The 22,548-nt window shown below is 73.8% G+C and carries 20 protein-coding genes; 3 read left to right on the plus strand and 17 right to left on the minus strand.

Translation table 11 applies throughout. The features are described from left to right. Window positions 1–78 precede the first annotated feature (78 nt). The 5 genes from ruvX to rpsD all read right to left on the minus strand — a co-directional run bounded on the left by ruvX (window position 79) and on the right by rpsD (window position 4,959). Window positions 79–543, minus strand: coding sequence for a Holliday junction resolvase RuvX (gene ruvX / locus ACFSJS_RS17435; protein WP_380901352.1), 465 nt, complete (start codon window positions 541–543; stop codon window positions 79–81). Beyond that, window positions 543–3,209 (minus strand): alanine--tRNA ligase, encoded by a 2,667-nt coding sequence (alaS, locus tag ACFSJS_RS17440; RefSeq protein ID WP_380901354.1) that lies wholly within the window; start codon window positions 3,207–3,209, stop codon window positions 543–545. Before alaS ends, ruvX begins: the two co-directional genes overlap by 1 nt. After that, a complete protein-coding gene (locus tag ACFSJS_RS17445; RefSeq protein ID WP_380901356.1) occupies window positions 3,209–3,571 on the minus strand; it encodes a DUF6167 family protein in 363 nt (120 codons plus the stop codon). The genes alaS and ACFSJS_RS17445 overlap by 1 nt, the downstream gene beginning before the upstream one ends. Before the next feature lie 6 nt (window positions 3,572–3,577). Then, entirely contained in the window at window positions 3,578–4,024 is a 447-nt protein-coding gene (locus ACFSJS_RS17450; protein WP_380901358.1) for a DUF948 domain-containing protein, read from the minus strand. A gap of 323 nt (window positions 4,025–4,347) precedes the next feature. Next, the gene (gene rpsD, locus ACFSJS_RS17455; protein WP_380901360.1) at window positions 4,348–4,959 is read right to left on the minus strand and encodes a 30S ribosomal protein S4; all 612 of its coding nucleotides are present in this window, start codon (window positions 4,957–4,959) and stop codon (window positions 4,348–4,350) included. A 55-nt stretch (window positions 4,960–5,014) separates the two neighbouring features. On the opposite strand from rpsD, the gene ACFSJS_RS17460 reads away from it, so the two are divergent. Then, on the plus strand, window positions 5,015–5,911 hold the full coding sequence (locus tag ACFSJS_RS17460; RefSeq protein ID WP_380901362.1) for a DUF2470 domain-containing protein: 897 nt from the start codon (window positions 5,015–5,017) through the stop codon (window positions 5,909–5,911). A gap of 50 nt (window positions 5,912–5,961) precedes the next feature. On the opposite strand, the gene ACFSJS_RS17465 is transcribed toward ACFSJS_RS17460, so the two are convergent. The 4 genes from ACFSJS_RS17465 to ACFSJS_RS17480 all read right to left on the minus strand — a co-directional run bounded on the left by ACFSJS_RS17465 (window position 5,962) and on the right by ACFSJS_RS17480 (window position 10,220). After that, the gene (locus tag ACFSJS_RS17465) at window positions 5,962–7,380 is read right to left on the minus strand and encodes a replication-associated recombination protein A (RefSeq protein ID WP_380901364.1); all 1,419 of its coding nucleotides are present in this window, start codon (window positions 7,378–7,380) and stop codon (window positions 5,962–5,964) included. A gap of 131 nt (window positions 7,381–7,511) precedes the next feature. After that, on the minus strand, window positions 7,512–8,168 hold the full coding sequence (locus ACFSJS_RS17470) for a vitamin K epoxide reductase family protein (protein ID WP_380901366.1): 657 nt from the start codon (window positions 8,166–8,168) through the stop codon (window positions 7,512–7,514). A gap of 56 nt (window positions 8,169–8,224) precedes the next feature. Next, on the minus strand, window positions 8,225–9,484 hold the full coding sequence (gene hisS / locus ACFSJS_RS17475) for a histidine--tRNA ligase (protein WP_380901368.1): 1,260 nt from the start codon (window positions 9,482–9,484) through the stop codon (window positions 8,225–8,227). A 13-nt stretch (window positions 9,485–9,497) separates the two neighbouring features. Continuing rightward, window positions 9,498–10,220: an MBL fold metallo-hydrolase gene (locus ACFSJS_RS17480; protein ID WP_380901370.1), complete on the minus strand. Its 723-nt coding sequence runs from the start codon at window positions 10,218–10,220 to the stop codon at window positions 9,498–9,500. A 190-nt stretch (window positions 10,221–10,410) separates the two neighbouring features. Here ACFSJS_RS17480 and ACFSJS_RS17485 point away from each other — a divergent pair, with 190 nt between their 5' ends. Beyond that, window positions 10,411–11,250 carry a peptidylprolyl isomerase gene (locus tag ACFSJS_RS17485; RefSeq protein WP_380901372.1) on the plus strand — a complete coding sequence of 280 codons (840 nt, stop codon included), beginning with the start codon at window positions 10,411–10,413 and terminating at the stop codon, window positions 11,248–11,250. A 264-nt stretch (window positions 11,251–11,514) separates the two neighbouring features. After that, a complete protein-coding gene (locus tag ACFSJS_RS17490) occupies window positions 11,515–12,744 on the plus strand; it encodes a DUF349 domain-containing protein (RefSeq protein ID WP_380901374.1) in 1,230 nt (409 codons plus the stop codon). Window positions 12,745–12,845: 101 nt separating this feature from the next. Here the strand turns inward: ACFSJS_RS17490 and ACFSJS_RS17495 are convergent, their stop codons facing one another. From ACFSJS_RS17495 to ruvC, 8 genes are all read right to left on the minus strand, one after another. Beyond that, window positions 12,846–15,374: a RelA/SpoT family protein gene (locus ACFSJS_RS17495; RefSeq protein WP_380901376.1), complete on the minus strand. Its 2,529-nt coding sequence runs from the start codon at window positions 15,372–15,374 to the stop codon at window positions 12,846–12,848. A 392-nt stretch (window positions 15,375–15,766) separates the two neighbouring features. Then, window positions 15,767–16,327 carry an adenine phosphoribosyltransferase gene (locus ACFSJS_RS17500; RefSeq protein ID WP_380901378.1) on the minus strand — a complete coding sequence of 187 codons (561 nt, stop codon included), beginning with the start codon at window positions 16,325–16,327 and terminating at the stop codon, window positions 15,767–15,769. A gap of 4 nt (window positions 16,328–16,331) precedes the next feature. Then, a complete protein-coding gene (secF, locus tag ACFSJS_RS17505) occupies window positions 16,332–17,435 on the minus strand; it encodes a protein translocase subunit SecF (RefSeq protein WP_380901380.1) in 1,104 nt (367 codons plus the stop codon). A gap of 1 nt (window position 17,436) precedes the next feature. After that, window positions 17,437–19,221, minus strand: a complete 1,785-nt coding sequence (secD, locus tag ACFSJS_RS17510; protein ID WP_380901382.1) for a protein translocase subunit SecD — start codon at window positions 19,219–19,221, stop codon at window positions 17,437–17,439. A gap of 117 nt (window positions 19,222–19,338) precedes the next feature. Then, window positions 19,339–19,794: a preprotein translocase subunit YajC gene (yajC, locus tag ACFSJS_RS17515; protein WP_380901384.1), complete on the minus strand. Its 456-nt coding sequence runs from the start codon at window positions 19,792–19,794 to the stop codon at window positions 19,339–19,341. A gap of 165 nt (window positions 19,795–19,959) precedes the next feature. Next, the gene (gene ruvB / locus ACFSJS_RS17520) at window positions 19,960–21,033 is read right to left on the minus strand and encodes a Holliday junction branch migration DNA helicase RuvB (protein WP_380901386.1); all 1,074 of its coding nucleotides are present in this window, start codon (window positions 21,031–21,033) and stop codon (window positions 19,960–19,962) included. Between the two features lie 220 nt (window positions 21,034–21,253). Further along, the gene (gene ruvA / locus ACFSJS_RS17525) at window positions 21,254–21,889 is read right to left on the minus strand and encodes a Holliday junction branch migration protein RuvA (RefSeq protein WP_380901388.1); all 636 of its coding nucleotides are present in this window, start codon (window positions 21,887–21,889) and stop codon (window positions 21,254–21,256) included. After that, window positions 21,886–22,497 carry a crossover junction endodeoxyribonuclease RuvC gene (ruvC, locus tag ACFSJS_RS17530; RefSeq protein ID WP_380901390.1) on the minus strand — a complete coding sequence of 204 codons (612 nt, stop codon included), beginning with the start codon at window positions 22,495–22,497 and terminating at the stop codon, window positions 21,886–21,888. The genes ruvA and ruvC overlap by 4 nt, the downstream gene beginning before the upstream one ends. Window positions 22,498–22,548 lie beyond the last annotated feature (51 nt).

A 22,548-nucleotide genomic window follows, 5' to 3' on the forward strand; every position in this document is an offset into this window, starting at 1 on the left:
GCGTCCGAAGAGCCGTATCCGCCGTACGGCTTGGTATTCGAACAGCGCCGTCCGAGGCGGAACGTTACCGTACCGCTATCAGGTGGCCGCCCCGACGCACTCCCCCGGGGGTTCGCCGGACACCCGTTCGGTCTCCAGGGCGCTCTGCAGGATCACCACGGCCGCGGCCTGGTCGATCCGGCCGCGGCCCTTCTTCGACGAGACGCCCGAGGCGCGCATGCCCTGGGCCGCCGTGACGGTGCTCATCCGCTCGTCCACCAGGCGGACGGCCACCGGGGCGACGTCCCGGGCCAGCTCCCGGGCGAAGGCCCGCACCCGGGCCGCGGCCGGGCCCTCGCCCCCGTTGAGGGAGCGGGGCAGCCCGACCACGACCTCCAGGGGCTCGTACTCGGCGACGAGTGCGGCCAGCCGCCGGCGGGCGGCCGGGACGTCGCGTCCCGGCACGGTCTCCACCGGGGTGGCCAGGACCCCGTCGGGGTCGCAGGAGGCGACCCCGATCCGGGCGTCCCCGACGTCGACGGCGAGCCGCCTGCCGCGTCGCATCAGGCGGCCTCCGCCACCAGGCGCTCGACGGCGGCGACGGCCTCGTCGACGGCGTCCGGGTTCTGGCCGCCGCCCTGGGCCACGTCCGGCTTGCCGCCGCCCCCGCCGCCGAGGGTCTTGGCGGCGGTTCGGACCAGGTCGCCGGCCTTCAGTCCGCGGTCGCGGGCGGCGTCGTTGACGGCGATGACCGTCAGCGGGCGGCCGTTCGCCACCGTGAACAGGGCCACCACGGCCGGGCGTCCGCCCTGGATCCGGCCGCGCACGTCCAGGACGAGCTTGCGCAGGTCGTCGGCGGCCGTGCCGTCGGGCACCCGGCCCCCGACGAAGGCGACGCCGCCCACGTCCCGGGCGGAGGAGGCCAGCCCCGCGGCGGCGGCCAGCACCTTCTCGGCACGGAAGCGCTCGATCTCCTTCTCCGCCTCCCTGAGCTTGGCGAGCATCCCGGAGACCTTCTCCGGCAGTTCCTCGGGACGGCCCTTGACCAACTCGGTGAGCTGGGAGACCACGGTGTGCTCACGGGCGAGGAACTGGTAGGCGTCCACGCCGACCAGGGCCTCCACGCGGCGCACGCCGGAGCCGATGGAGGACTCGCCCAGCAGCTTCACCAGGCCGAGCTGGGCGGTGTTGTGCACGTGGGTGCCGCCGCACAGCTCCTTGGAGAAGTCGCCGATGGTCACCACGCGCACCCGGTCGCCGTACTTCTCGCCGAACTCGGCGATGGCGCCCTGCCGCTTGGCCTCCTCCATGCTCATCACCTCGGCGGTGACGTCGAGTTCACGGGCGAGAACCTCGTTGATCTTCTGCTCGACGTCGGTGAGCACCGTGCCGGGCACGGCCGTCGGCGAGCCGAAGTCGAAGCGGAAGCGGCCCGGGGCGTTCTCGGAGCCGGCCTGGGCGGCCGTCGGCCCCAGGGCGTCGCGCAGCGCCTGGTGGGTGAGGTGGGTGGCGCTGTGGGCGCGGGCGATGGCCCGGCGGCGCGTGACGTCGATGGCGGCGTACGCGCCGGCGCCGACGGTGACCTCGCCGACCTGGACGGTGCCCTTGTGCACGGTGACGCCGGGCACCGGCTGCTGGACGTCGCGGACCTCGATGACGGCGCCGGAGTCCAGGCGGATGCGGCCGGTGTCGGGCTGCTGGCCGCCGCCCTCGGCGTAGAACGGGGTGCGGTCGAGCACCACCTCGACGTCGTCGCCCTCGGAGGCGGCCGGGGCGGGCAGGCCGTTCACCAGCAGGCCGACGACGCTGGCCTCGCCCTCGGTGTCGGTGTAGCCGGTGAAGACGGTCGCCCCGGCGCTGTCGGCGACCTCGCGGTAGGAGCTGAGGTCGGCGTGGCCGGTCTTCTTGGCCCGCGCGTCGGCCTTGGCCCGCTCGCGCTGCTCCTTCATCAGGCGGCGGAAGCCGTCCTCGTCCACGGACAGGCCCTGCTCGGCGGCCATCTCCAGGGTGAGGTCGATCGGGAAGCCCCAGGTGTCGTGGAGCAGGAAGGCCTTCTCACCGGGCAGGACGGTCCCGCCGGCGGCCTTGGTCTCGGTGACGGCGGTGTCGAGGATGTTGGTGCCGGCCCGGAGGGTCTTGAGGAAGGCGGCCTCCTCGGCGAGCGCGACGGTCTCGATGCGCTGCCGGTCGGTGATCAGCTCCGGGTACTGCTGCCCCATCGTGCCGATCACGACGTCGACCAGCTCGCCGACGACCGGCCCCTCGGCGCCCAGGATGCGCATGTTGCGGACGGCGCGGCGCATGATGCGGCGCAGCACGTAGCCGCGGCCCTCGTTGCCGGGGGTGACGCCGTCGCCGATGAGCATCACGGAGGTGCGCATGTGGTCGGCGACCACGCGCAGGGAGACGTCGCTGTCCTCGGCGTCGCCGTAGGCCACGCCGGTCAGGGCGGTGGCCTTGTCGATGACCGCGCGCAGGGTGTCGGTCTCGTACATGTTGCGCACGCCCTGGAGGATCATCGCCAGGCGCTCGAGGCCGAGGCCGGTGTCGATGTTCCTGCTGGGCAGGTCGCCGACGATCGGGTAGTCCTTGCCCTGGCCCGGCCCGCGCTCGTACTGCATGAAGACCAGGTTCCAGATCTCCACGTAGCGCTCGTCGTTGACGGCCGGGCCGCCCTCGGGGCCGAACTCCGGGCCGCGGTCGTAGTTGATCTCGGAGCAGGGGCCGCAGGGGCCGGGCACGCCCATGTCCCAGAAGTTGTCCTTCTTGCCCAGCCGCTGGATCCGCTCCGCGGGGACGCCGACGACGTCGCGCCAGATGCGCTCGGCCTCGTCGTCCTCCTCGTAGACGGTGATCCACAGCCGCTCCGGGTCCAGGCCGTAGCCGCCCTCGTCCTGCGAGGTGGTGAGCAGCTCCCAGGCGAGGCGGGCGGCCCCCTCCTTGAAGTAGTCCCCGAAGGAGAAGTTGCCGCACATCTGGAAGAAGGTGCCGTGCCGGGTGGTCTTGCCGACCTCCTCGATGTCGGGGGTGCGCACGCACTTCTGCACGCTGGTGGCGCGCTGGTACGGCGGGGTGGCCTCCCCCAGGAAGTACGGCTTGAAGGGGACCATGCCCGCCGGGACCAGCAGCAGCGTCGGGTCGTCCGCGATCAGCGACGCCGACGGCACGACGGTGTGCCCCCGCTCCTCGAAGAAGCGCAGCCAGCGGCGGCGGATTTCAGCCGACTCCATCAGTGGTCCTCATTCCGGTCGTACGGGTGGTTGGTGCCGAGCTCGCGGCGGGCGCGCGGTCCGGAGGGGGTCCGGGGCACGGACCGCGGCGGGAGCCCGGGGCGGTCGGTGGCGGTGCCGAGGGGCGCCGGGTCGGCGGCCGTCAGCCCCAGTGCGTCGTTCAACTCGCTCTCGCGCTGCGCCATTCCGGCGCGGACGTCGAGGGCGAACTCCTTCAGCCGGTGCCCGGCCTCCACGGCCTGCCCGGCCGCACGGGCGGCGAGGCTCTCGGGGGCGAGGCTGCGCAGCTTGCGGTTGACCTTGGTGGTGGCCCAGACGCCGGCGGCGGCGCCGGCACCGAACCAGAAGGCGCGGCGGAACACGGTGGATCAGTCCTTCCCGCCGCGGGCGTCACGGCGTGCGCGGGCGGCCCGGCGCGCGGCCGGCACGGACCGGCCCACCACGACGGTCCGCTTCGGGCGTGGCTCCTCGCCCCGGCGGCCGAGGGCGCGGCGTACGCCGTAGCCGAACGCCGCGACCTTCACCAGCGGCCCGCCGAGGGCGGTGGAGACGGTGGAGGAGAGCGCCGAGGCGTTGGCCGCGACCTCCTGGACGTCGGAGGCGATGGCGTCCACCCGGCTGAGCTGGCTCTGCGCCGAGCGGACGGCGGCGGACGCCTCGGTGAGGAGGGGGACCGCCTGCTCCGTCACTCCTGTCACCAGTCTGGTCGCAGCCCTGAGCGTCTGCGCGAGCCTCACCAGCACCACGGCGAGGAACGACACCAGGATCGCCCAGAAGACGGCCACCAGGAGGCCGGCCACCTCTCCACCGGACACGCTGCACCGCTTCCCTCGGTCGGTCGTACGGGGGTAGGCCGCCGCGGCCTGCGACGCGCGGGGGGTCTTCGCCCACCGGTTCCACGGGTGCGACGGCGAATACCGACCTTATCGCGCCACAGAGCCCCTCCCGTACCGGATTCCCCCGCCCCCGCGCCCCCGCCGCGGCGCGCCGGGGCGGGCAGCGGGCCGGGCCCGCACCGGGCCGGGCGCGTCGGCGCTCCCGCCCCGGAAACGGCGGCGGCCCTCCCCGCCGGAGGCGGTGGAGGGCCGAGGGGCCGGAGGCCGGGCGCGCCGGGCGTCCCGCACGTGCGCGGGGCGCCTCAGCGGGCGTAGTACTCGACGACCAGCTGCTCGTCGCAGATGACCGGGATCTCCTTGCGGTTCGGGTCGCGGTCCAGGCGGAACGCCAGCGCCTCGAGGTTGACCTGGAGGTAGCGCGGGGTCTCGCCGTCGGGCGCGTAGCCGCCCTCGCGGGCCACCTGGAAGGGGTGCTTGGCGCGGCTGCGCTCGCGGACGGCCACCACGTCGTCCGGGCGGACGCGGAAGGAGGGCTTGTCGACCTTGCGGCCGTTGACCTCGATGTGGCCGTGCACGACCATCTGGCGGGCCTGGTAGATGGTGCGGGCCAGCCCCGAGCGCAGGACGAGCGCGTCCAGGCGGCGCTCCAGTTCGACGATCAGGGCCTCGCCGGTCTTGCCCTCGACCTTCCGGGCGCGCTCGTAGGCGCGGGCCATCTGGCGCTCGCTGATGTCGTACTGGGCGCGCAGCCGCTGCTTCTCCAGCAGCCGGACCTTGTAGTCGCTGTTCTGCTTGCGGCCCCGGCCGTGCTCGCCCGGCGGGTAGGGACGCTGCTCGAAGTACTTGACGGCCTTCGGCGTCAGCGCGATGCCGAGCGCACGCGACTTCTTGACCTTGGGACGCGACTGGTTCACGTTGAACGGACCTCCGTGTAATTTAGGCGAGCCTAACCTTAGCGGAGGAGAACGCATGTTTCGACCTGGGAGTCCCCTGCCCGGCGCCGGTTCCGCGCGCGGCGCCGGCGGCACCGAAGAGGACCACGGTACCGCCGGCGGCGCGGAAGGCGCGGGGAGGAGTCAGCCGCGTCCCGAGGAGGAATCGGACGTCCGGCGGCCCGGGGCCGCCGAGCGGTTGCGCACCCTCGTGGAGTCGAACGCGTCGGCCGCCCTGGTCATTCCCGGCGTCGAGCCCCACGACCCGTCCCCCGGGCAGGGCGCGCCCGAGACCCGTGCCGTCACCCGCGGCGGCGACGTGGTGCTGCTGGTCCCGGCGGACTCCCCCGCCGCCCGGGCCGCCGCCCACGCCCGGGGCGACGACCTGGTGGCCGTGATGGAGATCACGGACGTCGCCCCCGTCGCCGTCCCCCACCGCATCCGCGGCCGGGCCCGCCTGGCCGGCTGGCTCACCCCCGTGGCCGGCCGGGACCGGGCCGCCTGCGCCCGGCTGCTGACCGAGCGGCACCCGGCGGGACCGTTCCCGGGTCCCTCGTGGACGCTGCTGCGGCTGGAGGTGGGCGAGGGATGGGTCGACGACCTGTGGGGCGAGGGCCCGGTCGAGCCGGACGAGTTCGCCGCCGCCCCGCCCGACCCGCTGGCGCGCCACGAGGCCGGGCTGCTGCAGCACCTCGCGGCCGCCCACGGCGACCTGGTGCACGGGCTGTGCTCGCTGCTGGGCGAGCGCGAGCGGGCCTGCGGCGCCTGGGAGCGGGTGGTGCCGGTGGCCCTGGACCGCTTCGGGCTGCGGGTGCGGTTCTGCGCGGACGGCCGGAGCTTCGACGCGCGCTTCGACTTCCCCCGGCCGGTGCGGGACGTCGCCGGGCTGCGCAGGGCCGTCCACGCCCTGTTCGACGCGGCCTCGGCCGGCTGACGCCGGCCGTCCGGCAGGCGGCGGGCAGGGCCGCCCCGGGCCGCGGTGCCTCACCCCTTCCCCGGCTGCCCGCCCTCTCCGGGGGGCTCGGCGCGCCGCTCCCCGCGGGGCTCCCGCCGCGGCTCGCCGCGCAGCCTGGCCCGCACCCGCTCGGCCACCTCGGCGTACCGGGCCTCGGCACCGTAGCGCGTGGGCTCGTAGTAGCGCCTGCCGTGGACGGCGTCGGGGGCGTACTGCTGCGCGGCGATGCCGCCGGGCAGGTCGTGCGGGTACTGGTAGCCCTCGCCGTGCCCCATCGTGCGCGCCCCCTGGTAGTGGCTGTCGCGCAGGTGCGGGGGCACGGGGCCGGCCAGGCCGGCCCGCACGTCCGCCAGGGCGGCGTCGATCGCCAGGTAGGCGGCGTTGGACTTGGGGGCGAGGGCGAGGGCGATGGTGGCCTGGGCCAGGGTGATGCGCGCCTCGGGGAAACCGATCATGGCCACCGCCTGCGCGGCGGCGACGGCCGTCTGCAGGGCGGTGGGGTCGGCCAGGCCGATGTCCTCGCTGGCGGAGATCATCAGCCGCCGGGCGATGAACCGCGGGTCCTCCCCCGCCTCGATCATCCGGGCCAGGTAGTGCAGCGCCGCGTCCGCGTCCGAGCCGCGGATGGACTTGATGAGCGCGCTGGCCACGTCGTAGTGCTGGTCGCCGTCGCGGTCGTACGTCACCGCGGCGCGGTCGACGGCCTCCTCCAGCGTCTCCAGGGTGATGGCGTCCTCGCCCTTGGCCAGGGCCGCCCCCGCGCCGGCCTCCAGGGCGGTCAGCGCCCGCCGCGCGTCCCCCCCGGCGATCCGCAGAAGGTGGGCCTCGGCGTCCTCGGGCAGACTCACCGCGCCGCCCAGCCCGCGCTCGTCGGACACCGCGCGGCGCAGCAGCCCGCGCAGGTCCTCGTCGGTCAGCGGCTCCAGGGTGAGCAGCAGCGAGCGGGACAGCAGCGGGGAGATCACCGAGAAGTACGGGTTCTCCGTCGTCGCCGCGATCAGCGTCACCCAGCGGTTCTCCACGGCGGGCAGCAGGGAGTCCTGCTGGGCCTTGCTGAAGCGGTGGATCTCGTCCAGGAAGAGGACGGTGTCCTTGCCGTAGGCGCCCGAGGAGCGGCGCGCGCCGTCGATGACGGCCCGCACCTCCTTGACTCCGGCGGTGATCGCCGACAGCTCCGTGAAGCGCTTGTCGCCGGCCAGGCTGACGACGTGGGCCAGGGTCGTCTTGCCGGTGCCCGGCGGCCCCCACAGGATCACCGACGACGGCCCGGCCGGGCCCTTCCCGCCCTCGCCGACCAGGCGGCGCAGCGGGGAGCCGGGGCGCAGCAGGTGCCGCTGGCCGACGACCTCGTCCAGGGAGCGCGGGCGCATCCGGACCGCCAGCGGCCTGCCGGCGGGGTCCTTCTCCCGGCGCTCCTCTGCCGCGGCGGTGAACAGATCCTCTTCCACGTGTCGCAACCCTAGGACACGCCGCCGACACCTCGCCGCCGCCCCGTGCCCGCCCCGCGGGTGCGGGCGGACGGCGACGGGCCGCCCCGCGGGTGCGGGGCGGCCCGTCGCGGCCGTGCGGCGGCCGCCGGTCAGCTCGTCCAGAAGCTCCACCAGCGGGTCAGGATCAGCATGCCGATGATGCCGATGTGCACCGCCGGGATCACCCAGTGGAACTCCGTCACCGTGCTGCGGAGCCAGCCCGGTGCGGGCAGGAAGCCGTTGCGGACGTTACGGAACGTCGTGTACCAGAACATCAGCAGCGTGGCGACCCAGGCCAGGTTGCACCACAGGCACAGCGAGCCGATGTTGTACAGCGACTGGTACATCAGCCAGGTGCAGAAGCCGACACCGAAGAGCATCCCGGCGTTCATGGTCAGCCAGTACCAGCGCGGGAACCTCGCCCCCGCCAGCAGGCTCATGCCGACGCAGACGATGATCCCGTAGGTGACCAGGCCCAGCACCGGGTTGGGGAAGCCGAACGCCTCGGCCTGCGCGCTCTCCATCACGTCGCCGCAGGAGACGATCGGGTTCAGGCTGCACGCCGGGATGAACTCCTCACCGGCGATCTCGGCCTCGAGCAGCCTGAACTTGTCGACCGTGATCACCCAGGCCGCGAGCACCCCGGCCAGGCCGGTGATCACCAGCAGCAGGGCGTAGGCCCGGCCGGCGCCCACGGCACCACGTCGTACGGGCGCGTCCTCGGCGGTGCGTGCCAGATCGTCTCGTGGTGCCGTGGTCGTCGTCATGGCGGTCATCCCGTCGTCTCAGGTGGGGGTTTTCATTCTGCACAACGCCCAACGAGTCAGGCGAGCTTCCGTCGCAGTTCCGTCACCACCCGTTCCAGCGCCACCGGGCCCTGCTCGCCGCTGCCGAGGTCCTTGACCTGCACGACTCCCTCGGCCAGGTCGCGCTCCCCGGCCACCACCGCGTAGGCGGCGCCGGAGCGGTTGGCCGACTTCATGGCGTTCTTCAGGCCCTTGCCACCGTAGGCGAAGTCCGCCGCGACCCCCTGCCGGCGCAGCTCGGTGACGACGCCGAACAGCTCCCGCCGCGCCTGCTCGCCCAGCGGCACGGCGAACACCTGCGTGGGCGAGGGCTCGGGCAGCCGCACGCCCTCGGCGCGCAGGGCCAGCACCGTGCGGTCCACACCCAGCGCCCAGCCCACCGAGGGCAGCGGGGGCCCGCCGAGCATCTCCGACAGGCCGTCGTAGCGGCCGCCGCCGCCGACCGCGGACTGCGAGCCCAGCCCGTCGTGGACGAACTCGAAGGTGGTGCGGGTGTAGTAGTCCAGGCCGCGCACCAGCTTCTCGTCGTCCTCGAAGGCGACGCCGGCCGCCGTCAGCAGCCCGCGCACCTGCTCGTGGTACTCCCGGCACGCCTGGCACAGGTGGTCGCGCATCATCGGGGCGCCGGTGAGCTGCTTCTGGACGGCCTCGCGCTTGTCGTCCAGCACCCGCAGCGGGTTGATCTCGATGCGGGCGCGGGTGGCCTCGTCCAGGTCCAGGCCGCGCAGGAACTCCTGGAGCCGCTCGCGGTAGGCGGGGCGGCACTCGCGGTCGCCCAGGGAGTTCAGCAGCAGCCGGAAGCCCTTCAGCCCCAGCGAGCGGTAGGCGTCCGCGGCCAGGATGACCAGCTCGGCGTCCAGGGCCGGGTCCTCGGCGCCCAGCGCCTCGGCGCCGACCTGCGAGAAGTGCCGGAAGCGGCCGGCCTGGGGCCGCTCGTAGCGGTACTGGGACCCGGAGTACCACACCTTCACCGGCAGCGCGCCGCGGTGCAGGTTGTGCTCCAGCACGGCGCGGACGACCGGGGCGGTGCCCTCGGGCCGCAGCGCCAGCCTGCTGCCGCCCTTGGTGGTGAGGGTGTACATCTCCTTGGTCACGATGTCCGTGGACTCGCCGACGCCGCGGGCGAACAGCTCCACGTTCTCGAAACCGGGGGTCTCGATGTAGCCGTAGCCGGCGCGCCTGAGCGGTGCGGCGATCGCCTCGCGCACCGCCAGGTAGTCGGCGGACTCCGGCGGGATCAGGTCGTAGGTGCCCCGGGGGGCGGAGAAGGTGCTCACGTCTTCTTCGTCGTCACATTCCTCGTCGCGGGGCGGCCGAGCCGCCTTCCGTTCCGGACGGGCCGCCGGCGGCCACCTCCCGCAGGAACGGGTTGGTGGCGCGCTCGCGGCCGATGGTGGTCTGGGGGCCGTGGCCCGACAGCACCACGGTCGAGTCGTCCAGGGGCAGGCACACGCGTGCCAGCGACCGCAGGATCTCGGCGTGGTCGCCGCCGGGCAGGTCGGTGCGTCCGATGGAGCCGGCGAACAGCAGGTCGCCCGAGAACAGCACCGGCGGAACGTCGGCCTGTCCGGGCGTCCGGAAGGTCACCGACCCCCTGGTATGGCCCGGCGCGTGCGAGACGGCCAGCTCCAGGCCCGCCAGGGAGAGCGAGGCACCGTCGGCCAGCTCGCGGACGTCGCCGGGCTCGCCCACGGTGAGCTCGCCCATCAGCGGCTGCCCGATGGAGCGCCCGAGCCACTTCTCGGGGTCGCTCATCATCTCCCTGTCCTCCGGGTGGATCCAGGCGGGCACGTCGTGCGCGCCGCACACCGGGACCACGGAGGCGACGTGGTCGATGTGGCCGTGGGTGAGGAGGACGGCGACGGGCTTGAGCCGGTGCTTGGCGATGGCCTCCTCGACGCCCTGGGCGGCCTGGTGGCCCGGGTCGATGATCACGCACTCCTCGCCGGCGGCGGGGGCGACCAGGTAGCAGTTGGTCCCCCAGGCCCCGGCGGGGAACCCGGCAATGAGCACGATCGTCCTTCGGTCGTCCGTCTGGGATTCGGCGGCCGTCGCAACGGCGGCCGGCCGCCGCCAAGAGCCTACCGGCGACGCGGCGGGGCCCGCGAACCCGTATCCCGTATACGGTACGGCCCAGGCCTTGGCACACGTGTGCGCACACACGCCCCAGGACACCCCCGAAGGATCGACAAGGAGACGACCCGTGGTCAGCAGTGAGCAGCGGCGCAAGCAGCTCGCCCGCGAGAAGTACCTGCGGCAGCAGAGGCGGCGGGCCGAGGCACGGCGCAAGGCCCGGATCCGCACCGCGGCCGTCGCCAGCGGCCTGGCCCTGGTGCTGGTGGTGGGAGGCGTCTACGCGGCCTTCGCCGGGCTGGCCGGGGACGAGGGGAAGGACGACGGCGCCTCGGCGAAGCCCTCGGCCGCGCCGACCAGCAAGGCCCCGGACCCCTGCGGCAGGCCGGCGAAGGGCGAGCCGAACGGCAAGCAGTGGAAGAAGGAGCCGAAGATGTCGATCGACGAGTCGGCCTCCTACACCATGACGCTGGAGACCACCTGCGGCGACATCGGGATCGAGATGGACGCCGCCAAGACCCCGCGCACCGTGAACTCCTTCGCGTTCCTGGCGGGCGAGGGCTTCCTGGACCACACCAAGTGCCACCGCCTGGTCACCGAGGGCATCCACGTGCTGCAGTGCGGCGACCCCACCGGAACCGGCACCGGCGGCCCGGGCTACACCATCCCGGACGAGAACCTCGACGACCCGCGGATCAAGGGCGGCACCTACCCGGCGGGCACGGTGGCCATGGCCAACCGGTACAACGCCCAGACCGGCGAGAACCGGGACAGCGGCAGCAGCCAGTTCTTCCTGGTCTACGAGGACAGCCCGCTGCCCGCGGACTACACCCCCTTCGGCACCGTCACCCAGGGCATGGACGTGCTGAAGAAGATCGCGGAGGCCGGGGCGACGCCGGACCCGCAGACCGGGAACACCGCGCCGAACGCGACCGTCGTGATCGACAAGGCGACCGTGCGCAAGGGCTGACCGGCCGGGTCCGGGGCGCGGCCGGCCGAGCCCGCCGCGCCCCGGGCCCGCGCCCGGATTTGGGTCACCGGGAATGCGGACAGGGCGGGCACCGGTCGCCTATGTTGGGCGTTGTGTAGGGTGCCTGCGCCGACGGCCCGGCAAAACCCCTGGTCGGTCAGCGGAACTGGCCCGACCGGCCGACTCCGACTGTCGGCCGGATGACAACTGTGGACGACGCCCGGGAGAGCACGCCTCCCGACGGCGTCATGTGGAGGAGGCGCTGTGAGCAGCGACCCGTGGGGCCGCGTCGACGAGACGGGGACCGTTTACGTGCGTACCGCCGACGGCGAGAGGGTCGTCGGATCGTGGCAGGCCGGCTCCCCCGATGAGGCCCTCGCCTACTTCGAGCGCAAGTACGACGGCCTGGTCGTGGAGATCGACCTCCTTGAGCGCCGGGTGAAGACCACCGACCTGTCGGCCAAGGACGCCCTGGCGGCCGTCGACCACCTGCGGCAGCAGGTCGACGAGGCGCACGCGGTGGGCGACCTGGCGGCCCTGGGCAGGCGGCTGGACGAGCTCACCCGGGTGATCGAGGCCCGCCGCGAGGAGCGCAGGGCGGCCCGGGCCCGCCAGAGCGAGGAGGCCCGGAAGGCCAAGGAGGAGCTGGTCGCCGAGGCGGAGGCACTGGCGGAGAGCGACCAGTGGCGGACGGCCGGGGAGCGGCTGCGCGCGCTGGTGGACACCTGGAAGGGCCTGCCCCGGCTGGACCGCAAGTCCGACGACGAGCTGTGGCACCGCTTCTCGCACGCCCGCTCGGTCTTCTCCAAGCGCCGCAAGGCCCACTTCGCCTCGCTCGACGCGCAGCGCGAGGAGGCGCGGCGGCGCAAGGAGAAGCTCGTCGCCGAGGCCGAGGCGCTGTCCGGTTCCACGGACTGGGGCCCGACGGCGGCCCGGTACCGCGAGCTGATGCAGGAGTGGAAGGCCGCGGGCCGCGCCCAGCGCGAGCACGAGGACGCCCTGTGGCAGCGTTTCCGCGGCGCCCAGGACGTCTTCTTCGCGGCACGCAACGAGGTGTTCGCCGAGCGGGACGCCGAGCAGCGGGAGAACCTGACCCGCAAGGAGGAGCTGGCCGCCGAGGCGGAGAAGCTCCTGCCCGTCACCGACCTGAAGGCGGCCCGGGCGGCCTTCCGCGCGATCAACGAGCGCTGGGACGCCGTGGGCCACGTGCCGCGGGACGCCCGGGCGCGGATCGAGGGCCGGATGCACGCGGTGGAGCGGGCGATCCAGGAGGCCGAGGAGGCCGAGTGGCGCCGTACCAACCCCGAGGTCCGGGCCCGGGCCGAGGGGCTGACCGGTCAGCTCCAGGACGCGGTGGACAGGCTCCGCGGGCAGATCGACAAGGCCCGCGCGGCCGGCAACACCGCCAAGGCGGAGAAGCTGGAGAAGGAGCTCGCCGGCCGTCAGGCCCTGCTGGACCAGGCGCTCAAGGGCCTGCAGGAGCTCGGCGGCTGAGGCCCCGCGCTCCCCTTCCCTCCCCGACCGGGGAGGGAAGGGAACACGGAAGGGCCCGGCACCCCGGGAACGGGGTGCCGGGCCCTTCCGCGCGGGCGGGGCTACGAGCGGCGGGCCGAGGTGACGCGGTAGACGTCGTAGACGCCCTCCACGCCGCGCACCGCCTTCAGGACGTGCCCCAGGTGCTTGGGGTCGCCCATCTCGAAGGTGAAGCGGGAGGTGGCCACCCGGTCGCGGGAGGTCTGGACGGCCGCGGAGAGGATGTTGACGTGCTGGTCGGACAGCACGCGGGTGACGTCCGACAGCAGCCGGGAGCGGTCCAGCGCCTCGACCTGGATGGCGACCAGGAAGACCGAGGACTGGGTGGGCGCCCACTCCACGTCCAGGATGCGCTCCGGCTCCCGCGAGAGGGAGTCGACGTTGACGCAGTCGGCGCGGTGGACGGACACCCCGTTGCCGCGGGTGACGAAGCCGAGGATCGGGTCCCCGGGCACCGGCGTGCAGCACCGGGCCAGCTTGACCCAGACGTCGTCCACGCCCTTGACGACCACCCCCGGGTCGGAGCCGGCGCGCCGCTTGGTCCGCCGGCGCAGGGGCGGGGCGGTCTCGGCGATGTCCTCGTTGGCCGCCTCCTCGCCGCCGATGGCCTGGATCAGCTTCTGGGCGATGTTCTGCGCGGAGACGTGCCCCTCGCCGATCGCGGCGTAGAGCGCCGAGATGTCGGGGTAGCGCATCTCGTGGGCGAGGGTGACCAGCCAGTCGCCGGTGAGGATGCGCTGGATCGGCAGGTTCTGCTTGCGCATGGCCCGCACGATGGCGTCCTTGCCCTGCTCGATGGCCTCCTCGCGGCGCTCCTTGGAGAACCAGGCGCGGATCTTGTTGCGGGCGCGCGGCGACTTGACGAAGCCCAGCCAGTCGCGGGACGGGCCCGCGCCGGGCGACTTGGAGGTGAAGACCTCCACCAGGTCGCCGTTGTCGAGGGTGGACTCCAGCGGCACCAGCCGGCCGTTGACCCGGGCGCCGATGGTGCGGTGGCCGACCTCGGTGTGGACGGCGTAGGCGAAGTCCACCGGGGTGGCACCCGCCGGGAGCGCTATCACGTCCCCCTTGGGCGTGAAGACGAAGACCTCGTTGCGGGAGAGGTCGAAGCGCAGCGACTCCAGGAACTCGCCCGGGTCCTCGGTCTCCCTCTGCCAGTCCAGCAGCTGCCGCAGCCACGCCATGTCGTTGACGGCGTCGCCCTTCTTCGCGGGCGCGTCGGTGCGGACCTTGGAGGCGCCGGCGACGGCGTCCTGCTTGTACTTCCAGTGCGCGGCGATGCCGTACTCCGCGCGGCGGTGCATGTCGTAGGTGCGGATCTGCAGCTCGACCGGCTTGCCGCCCGGCCCGATGACCGTCGTGTGCAGCGACTGGTACATGTTGAACTTGGGCATCGCGATGTAGTCCTTGAACCGCCCCGGCACCGGGTTCCACCGGGCGTGGACGGTCCCCAGCGCCGCGTAGCAGTCGCGGACGGTGTCGACCAGGACGCGGATGCCCACCAGGTCGTAGATCTCGGCGAAGTCGCGGCCCCGCACGATCATCTTCTGGTAGACGCTGTAGTAGTGCTTGGGCCGGCCGGTGACGGTCGCCTTGATGCGGGCGCCGCGCAGGTCGGCCTGGACCTCGTCGATGACGGTCGCCAGGTACTCGTCGCGCTTGGGGGCGCGCTCGGCCACCAGGCGCACGATCTCGTCGTACATCTTGGGGTAGAGGATCGCGAAGGCGAGGTCCTCCAGCTCCCACTTGATGGTGTTCATGCCTAGGCGGTGGGCGAGCGGCGCGTAGATCTCCAGGGTCTCGCGCGCCTTCTGCTCCTGCTTCTCCCGCTTGAGGTAGCGCATGGTGCGCATGTTGTGCAGGCGGTCGGCGAGCTTGATCACCAGCACGCGGGGGTCCTTGGCCATGGCGACGACCATCTTGCGGACCGTCTCGGCCTGCGCGGCCTCGCCGAACTTGACCTTGTCCAGCTTGGTGACGCCGTCCACCAGCAGGGCCACCTGGTCGCCGAAGTCGCGGCGCAGGGTGTCCAGGCCGTACTCGGTGTCCTCCACCGTGTCGTGCAGCAGGCCGGCCATCAGCGTGGCCGGGTCCATGCCCAGCTCGGCGAGGATGGTGGTGACGGCCAGCGGGTGGGTGATGTACGGGTCGCCGCTCTTGCGCTTCTGCCCCCGGTGCCAGCGCTCGGCGACCTGGTAAGCGCGTTCGATCTGCCGCAGGGTGGCGGTGTCGGCCTTGGGGTCGTTGCTCCGCACGATCCGCAGCAGCGGCTCCAGGACGGGGTTGTACGGGCTGGAGCGCTGGACGCCCAGGCGGGCCAGCCGGGCGCGGACCCGGTTGGAGGACCCGGAGCGGCCCGAGACGCCGGAGACGCCGCGGGTGGCGGGCGCCTTCTCCCGCTGGGCCGCCTCGTCGCGCTTGCCGCCGGGCGGTGCGGAGGAGCCCGTGCGGGACTGGCCGGCGGTGGGAGGCGACGGTTTGGGGTTGCCGCCGCGCTTCCCGGCCGCGGTGGCGTTCGCCCCGGCGGACTTCGACGCCGGCCCGGCGTCCTGGTGCTGTGCTGCGGTGAGCGGCTGGGCCTCGTCTGGCAAGGGCAACTCCTCGGTGGGCCCCCTCCTCGCCGGTGGCGGGGGAAGAGGGAGGTTCCGGCCGGGAACTGGCCGGACTGCCATGGTATCCACCCGTGCGCCGGAACGGGCCGGGCGTGCGCTGGGGGCGCCGGGGTGGTGTCCCACCCTTCCGAGGGTGGCACGGCAGGGGGCGGGAGGCGACGGAGGGGCGGTTTCCGCCGTGTCGGCCGGGCGGGTGCCGGTGCTCCCGTCCGGCCGGTCCGCCGGCGTCCGCGGCGCCCTGGGACCGGCCGGGCCGCCGAGGGGCCGGCGGTCGGGAGACGAGGGACCGGCGGTCGGGAGACGAGGGACCGGCCCCGCGGCGCGGTGCCGCGGGGCCGGTCGCCGGGGCCGGGCCGGTGCCCGGTCCGCGGTCAGACGGTGATCAGCACGTCCAGCGGGGCACCGCCCAGCTCCGCCTCCAGCCTGGTGCGGCCGGGCAGGAAGCCCAGCTCCATCAGGACCGCCACTCCGGCGACCTGCGCCCCCGAGCGGCGGATGAGGCGCAGCGACGCCTCGGCGGTGCCGCCGGTGGCCAGCACGTCGTCGATCACCAGCACCCGGTCGCCGGGGGCGAGGTCCTCGGCGTGGATCTCGATCTCGGCGCTGCCGTACTCCAGCTCGTACGCCTGGGACAGGGTGGCGCCGGGCAGCTTGCCCGCCTTGCGGACGGGGATGAAGCCGATGCCCGCGCGCACCGCCACCGGCGCGGCCAGGATGAAGCCGCGCGCCTCCAGGCCCACGACCTTGGTGGCCCCGCGCTCCCGGGCGAGGCCGGCCAGCGCGTCGGTGAGCGCGGTGAACGCCTCCGGGTCCGCCAGCAGCGGGGTGATGTCCTTGAACAGCACTCCCGGCTTGGGGTAGTCGGGCACGTCCCGGATCCTGCTCAGCAGCAGGCCCCGCAGGGCTTCGGAACCGATGGTCGGGGAGGTCATCGGATCACCGCCGCCGTCCCGACGGGCGGCCCCGCCCCCGGGCGCCGGACTCCGGCGCGCGGGGTGCCGCGACGGACCCGGCCGGCGCCGCCGCGGTGGCGGGCACCGGCTCGGACTCCCCCTCGGCGTCGGCGTCGGCGCCGCCCTTGGCGCGCTTGCCCAGCACCCGGCGGTCGTGGGCCTTGATCTCCGGGTCGCGGAGCTTGAGGTCCACCACGATCGGGGTGGCGATGAAGATGGAGGAGAACGTACCGGCGGTGAGACCGATGAACAGCGACAGCGAGATGTCCTTCAGCATGCCGCCGCCCAGCAGGCCGGTGCCGATGAACAGCAGGCCGGCCACCGGCAGCAGCGCCACCACCGAGGTGTTGACCGAGCGGACCACCGTGGCGTTGATGCCGAGATTGGCCAGCTCGCCGTAGGTGTACCGGGACTGCTTGCCGAAGCCCCGCGTCTTCTCCTTGACCTTGTCGAAGACGACCACCGTGTCGTACAGCGAGTAGCTGAGGATCGTCAGGATGCCGACCACCGTGCCCGGGGTCACCTCGAAGCCGACGATGGCGTAGACGCCGATGGTCACCGCCAGGTCGTGCATCAGGGCGCCCATCGCGCCCACGGCCATGCGCCACTCGAAGGCGATGGCCAGGTAGACGCTCACCAGCACCAGGAAGACGGCCAGGCCCTGCATGGCCTTGCTGCTCATCTGGTCGCCCCAGCTCGGTCCCACCAGTTCGGTGTCGAGCTCCTGGGTCTCCAGCCCGAGCTCCTCCGCCAGGGCGGCCCGGGTCTTCTCGGACTCCGCCTTGTCCAGCCCGGTCACCTGGATGCGCAGCGCACCGCTGCCCAGCTCCTGGATGCGCGGCTCCGCGCCGGAGACGTCCAGGGCCGTCTCGCGGGCCTCCGCCACGGACAACTTGGTCGGCGGGGTGGTGAAGACCGCTCCGCCCTGGAACTCGATGCCCATGTACAGGCCGCGGACTCCCAGGCCGGCCAGGGAGATCAGCATCAGCGCCAGGGTGACGCCGTACCAGAGCTTCCGCCTGCCGATGAAGTCGTAGCTGGCCTCTCCGCGGTAGAGCTTGCCACCGAGATCACCGAGTCGTGACATCTCAGGCCTCCTTCGGTTCGGCGGGGGCGGCCGTACGGCGGCCGCGGCGCAACGGCGGGGTGGCCCCGAGCCGCTTCGGGTCCAGTCCCGACCAGGGGTGGCCGTCGGCGAAGAGCTTCCGGCTCGCCAGGATCGTCATCATCGGCTTGGTCAGCAGGAAGACGATGGCCAGGTCCAGGGCCGTCGTCAGGCCGAGCACGAAGGCGAAGCCCTGCACCGAACCGACCGAGACGATGAACAGCACGATCGCGGCGATGATCGAGACCACGTCGGAGACGAGGATGGTCCGCCTGGCGCTCGGCCAGGCCCGCTCGAAGGCGGCCCTGACGCTGCGGCCCTCGCGGATCTCGTCCCTGATCCGCTCGAAGTAGACGATGAAGGAGTCGGCGGTGATGCCGATGGCCACGATGGCGCCGCACACGGCCGGGAGGCTCAGGGCGAAGCCGATGGCCGGGCCGAGCAGGGTCATGACCACGTAGGTCAGGACGGCGGCGGCGATCAGGCTGGCGATCGCCACCAGGGCCAGCACCCGGTAGTAGAAGACCAGGTAGACGACGACGAGCAGCAGGCCGATGGCACCGGCGATCAGGCCGGCCTTGAGCTGCTCCGAGCCGAGCGTGGGCGAGATCGTGGTCACGTTGCTCTCCTCGAAGGAGAGCGGCAGGGCGCCGTAGGACAGGATGTTCGCCAGTTCGTCGGCGGACTCCTGGGTGAAGCTGCCGGAGATCTCCGCGCTGCCGCCGCCGAGGCGCTCGGAGACGCGCGGGGCCGAGACGACCTCGCCGTCCAGCACGATCGCGAACTGGTTGCGCGGCTCGACCTGGGTGGAGAGCTCCTCGGTGATGTCGGCGAACTTCTCGGAGCCGTCGGAGTCGAACTCCATCGTCACGACCCAGCCCTGACCGCGCTGGTCGTCGAAGAGGGTCTTGGCGTCGGTGACGTCGGTGCCGGGGACGGCGACGGAGCCGAGCGCGTACTTGAACTGGCCGGACTCGTCGCAGGCGACCACGGACTCGGGGTTCCCGGCCTGTGCGGCCTCCTGGGCCACCGTGGCGCGGCCCTCGGCGGTGGTGCAGTCGGCCGCGTCGAGCTTCTTCCGGAGCTCGGCCGGGATGTCGGTCCCCTGTGCGGGGGCCTCCGCGGACGGCTCCGGCTCGGCCTCCTCCTCACCGGAGGCGGACGCCCGGGGGTCGGGGGACGCCGAGTCGGCGGCCGACAGGCCGTCCGTGACGGCCCGGCCCTGGGTGGAGGCGCTGGGGGAGGGGCTGCCGGAGGGCTCGCCGTCCCCCGCCGCCTCGTCCTCCGCCTGCTGCTCCCCGTCCTCCGCCGAGGCGCCGCCCGACGGGCTCGCCGAGGGATCGGGGGCCGCGGGGGTCCCGGAGACGACGGTCAGCACCGGCCGGAAGGCGAGCTGGGCGGTGGTGCCGACCTGCTCCCGCGCCTGCTTCTCGTCCGTCCCCCGCGGGATGTTGACGACGATGTTCTCGGCGCCCTCGGTCCGCACCTCGGCCTCGGCGACTCCCAGACCGTTGACCCGCCGCTCGATGATGGAGACGGCGGTGTTCATGTTGGTTTCGTTGATCGCCTCTTCCTTGCCCGGCTGGGCCTTGGCCGTGAGCGTGATGCTGGTGCCGCCGGCGAGGTCGATGCCCAGGCGGGGCGTCGTGTGCCCGGAGACGAACATCACCCCGGTGAGTGCCGCCATGGCCACCAGGATGACCGCCAGGGGGCGCCACGGACGCCCCTGGGTGCTCCCCGGTCTGCGACCTTTCTTCGGTGCTGCCACCTTCTCGTATCTCCCTGTCCAACCGCCCGCGCACGGGTGACCGCCGCGCACGGCACGCGAAGTTGTCGTGAGGGCGTGCGGCGCCGCCGGGCCCGCGGGGCCCGGCGGCGGAGCGACTCACTTGGAGTCGGTGTCGCCGTTCCGCTTGCCGTCCTCGGACTCCGCGTCGTCGGCGGAGGCGTCGTCGGCCTTGCTCAGGTCGGTCCTGCCCGCGGCGTCGGACGCGGTGGCGCCCCCGGAGGTCAGCGAGGAGGCGTCGTCCGGGACGGCGGGGGCGTCGTCGTGCTCCCGCTCGCCGTCGATGATGCCCTCGTACTCGTCGGCCTCCAGCACGGCGCCCACGGCGTTCTTGGCGTAGACGGCGTGCACGCCCGGCGCGACCTCCAGCACGACCGTGTCGGAGCGGACCTCCTTGACCCGCGCGTACATGCCGCCGATGGTTCGGACACCGGTGCCCGGCTGCATCTGGTCACGCATCTGCATGGCCTGCTGCTGCTTCTTCTTGGCCGAGCGCGTCATCAGGAACATGAACCCGATGAGGATGATGAGGGGGAGGAAGAATGCGATATCCACGGCGGAAGGTTTCCTTCGCACGACCGCTGGGGGGCGGCCTGGTATTCGGGGGTGTGGTCGTGCCGTCCGGGACGGAAGGCATCGGCGGAGTCTAAGCGAGCCCGCACCCGGGGAACAACGTCAAGCATCGCACCCGGGTTCCGTTGCGGGTGGGTTCGCGCGCCGTCAGGATCCGAAGAGACCGGGCTGCCCCGGTCCGGCGGCCGGTGGCGGCTGCGGCGGGGTGAGACCCATGTGGGCCCACGCGGCGGGGGTGGCGATCCGGCCCCGGGGGGTACGGGCCAGCAGCCCCTCGCGGACGAGGAACGGCTCGGCGACCTCCTCCACCGTCTCGCGCTCCTCCCCCACCGCGACGGCCAGGGTGGACAGGCCGACCGGCCCGCCGCCGAAGAGCCTGAGCAGGGCGTCGAGCACCGCGCGGTCCAGCCGGTCCAGGCCGCGGTCGTCCACCTCGTAGACCGCCAGTGCCCGGGCGGCCACCTCTTTGGTGATCACGCCGTCGGCTCTGACCTGGGCGTAGTCGCGCACCCGGCGCAGCAGCCGGTTGGCGATGCGGGGGGTGCCGCGGGAGCGGCCCGCGATCTCGGCGGCGCCCTCGGCGTCTATCGCGACGTCCAGCAGGCGGGCGGAGCGGTGGACGACCCGCTCCAGCTCGGCCGGCTCGTAGAACTCCATGTGGGCGGTGAAGCCGAACCGGTCCCGCAGCGGCGGCGGCAGCAGACCGGCCCGCGTGGTGGCGCCGACCAGGGTGAAGGGCGGCAGCTCCAGCGGGATGGCGGTGGCGCCGGGTCCCTTGCCGACGATGACGTCGACCCGGAAGTCCTCCATCGCCATGTAGAGCATCTCCTCGGCGGGCCGGGACATCCGGTGGATCTCGTCGAGGAAGAGGACCTCGCCCTCGGTGAGGGAGGACAGGATCGCCGCCAGGTCGCCGGCGTGCTGGATGGCCGGGCCCGAGGTGATCCGGATGGGGGCGCCCATCTCCGCGGCGATGATCATGGACAGGGTCGTCTTGCCCAGGCCCGGGGCTCCGGAGAGCAGGACGTGGTCGGCGGTGGCGCCGCGGGCGCGGGCGGCGCGCAGCACCAGGTCGAGCTGTTCGCGCACCTTGGTCTGGCCGATGAACTCCGTCAGGTCCTTGGGGCGCAGGGCCGCCTCGACGGCGCTGTCCTCGCCGTCCGCGGTGGCGCCGACTAGGCGCTCGGCGGACCCCTCGGCGGGGTGGTCGTCCCGGGTCACCGCGCCGCCCTCCCCTCGCCGCCCGCCGGGCCGCCGGTGCGGAGGGGGCCTTGCGGACGGGCGGCCGGGCGGTGCGGCGCCCGGCCCGGCAGGGCGGGGGCGCGCGACGGGGAGCGGGTGGGGCGGGCGTGCGGCGTCATGGTCGGTCTCTCGTCGGTCCGGCGCCGGACGCGCCGTCCGCGGTGCCCCTGTACGGTGCCCGCGGGCGGCGCGGCTCGGCTCAGCGTGCGCGGTTCAGGGTCTGCAGGGCGGCTCTCAGGAGCTGGGGCACCGGTGCCCGGCCGCCGTCGGCCAGCGCGGCCTCCGCCTGCGGGGCGACGGCGGCGACGGCGTCCTCCGCCTCGCGGGGCGCGTAGCCGAGGCCGACCAGGGCGGCGTGGAGCTGCTCGCGCCAGCCGGGTTCCGCGGCGGCGGGACCCCCCGCCCGCCCGGCTCCGGCCGCGGCGGCTCCCACCGGCTCGCCCAGCCGGTCCTTCAGCTCCAGCAGCAGTTTCTGCGCGCCCTTCTTGCCGATGCCGGGCACGGCCGTGAGGGCCTTCTCGTCACCGGTGGCGACGGCCGTCCGCAGCGCGTCGGGACTGTGCACGGCGAGCATGGCCTGGGCCAGCCGGGGACCGACCCCGCTGGCCGTCTGGAGCAGTTCGAAGACCTGGCGCTCGTCGTCGTCGGCGAAGCCGTACAGCGTGAGGGAGTCCTCGCGGACCACCAGCGAGGTGGCCAGCCGGGCCTGCTCGCCGACCCGCAGGCGGGCGAGGGTGCCCGGGGTGCAGTGGACGGCCATGCCGACGCCGCCGACCTCGACCACGGCGGTGTCGGGGGTGAGGGCGGCCACCGCTCCGGAGACGAAGGCGATCATGGGGTGTCCTCGGGAGTGCGTGCGGTGGAGGGGGCGGCCCCGGCGGCGCGGCCCACCGGGGCCGCTCGGACGGCCCCGGAGCGGGCCCGCGCGAGGCGGAGCTGCCGCTCGTGGGCCTGCTGGAGGCGGTTGAGCGCGGGGGCGCGCCAGATGTGGCAGATGGCCAGCGCGAGGGCGTCGGCGGCATCCGCCGGCCTGGGCGGGGAGTCCAGCCGCAGCAGCCTGGCCACCATGGCGCCGACCTGGGCCTTCTCGGCGCGGCCGGTGCCGGTGACGGCGGCCTTGACCTCGCTGGGGGTGTGCAGGGCGACGGGGAGGCCGCGCCGGGCGGCGCAGAGCATGGCCACCGCGCTGGCCTGCGCCGTGCCCATCACGGTGCGGACGTTGTGCTGGCTGAAGACCCGCTCGACGGCCACGACGTCGGGCCGGTGCTCCTCCAGCCACTCCTCGATGCCGCGCTCGACCGCCACCAGCCGCTCGGCCGTCTCCGCCTCGGCGGGGGTGCGGACGACGCCGACTCCCGCCATCCGCAGCGGGCGGCCCGCGGTGCCCTCCACCACGCCGATGCCGCAGCGGGTCAGCCCCGGGTCCACGCCGAGCACGCGCACCGCGGCCCCCTCTCGTCCACCTGTCGTTCGGTCACCTGTTCCCGCAGGCTA

The organism is Streptomyces desertarenae (assembly GCF_042681365.1).
Classification (GTDB): Bacteria; Actinomycetota; Actinomycetes; order Streptomycetales; family Streptomycetaceae; genus Streptomyces; species Streptomyces desertarenae.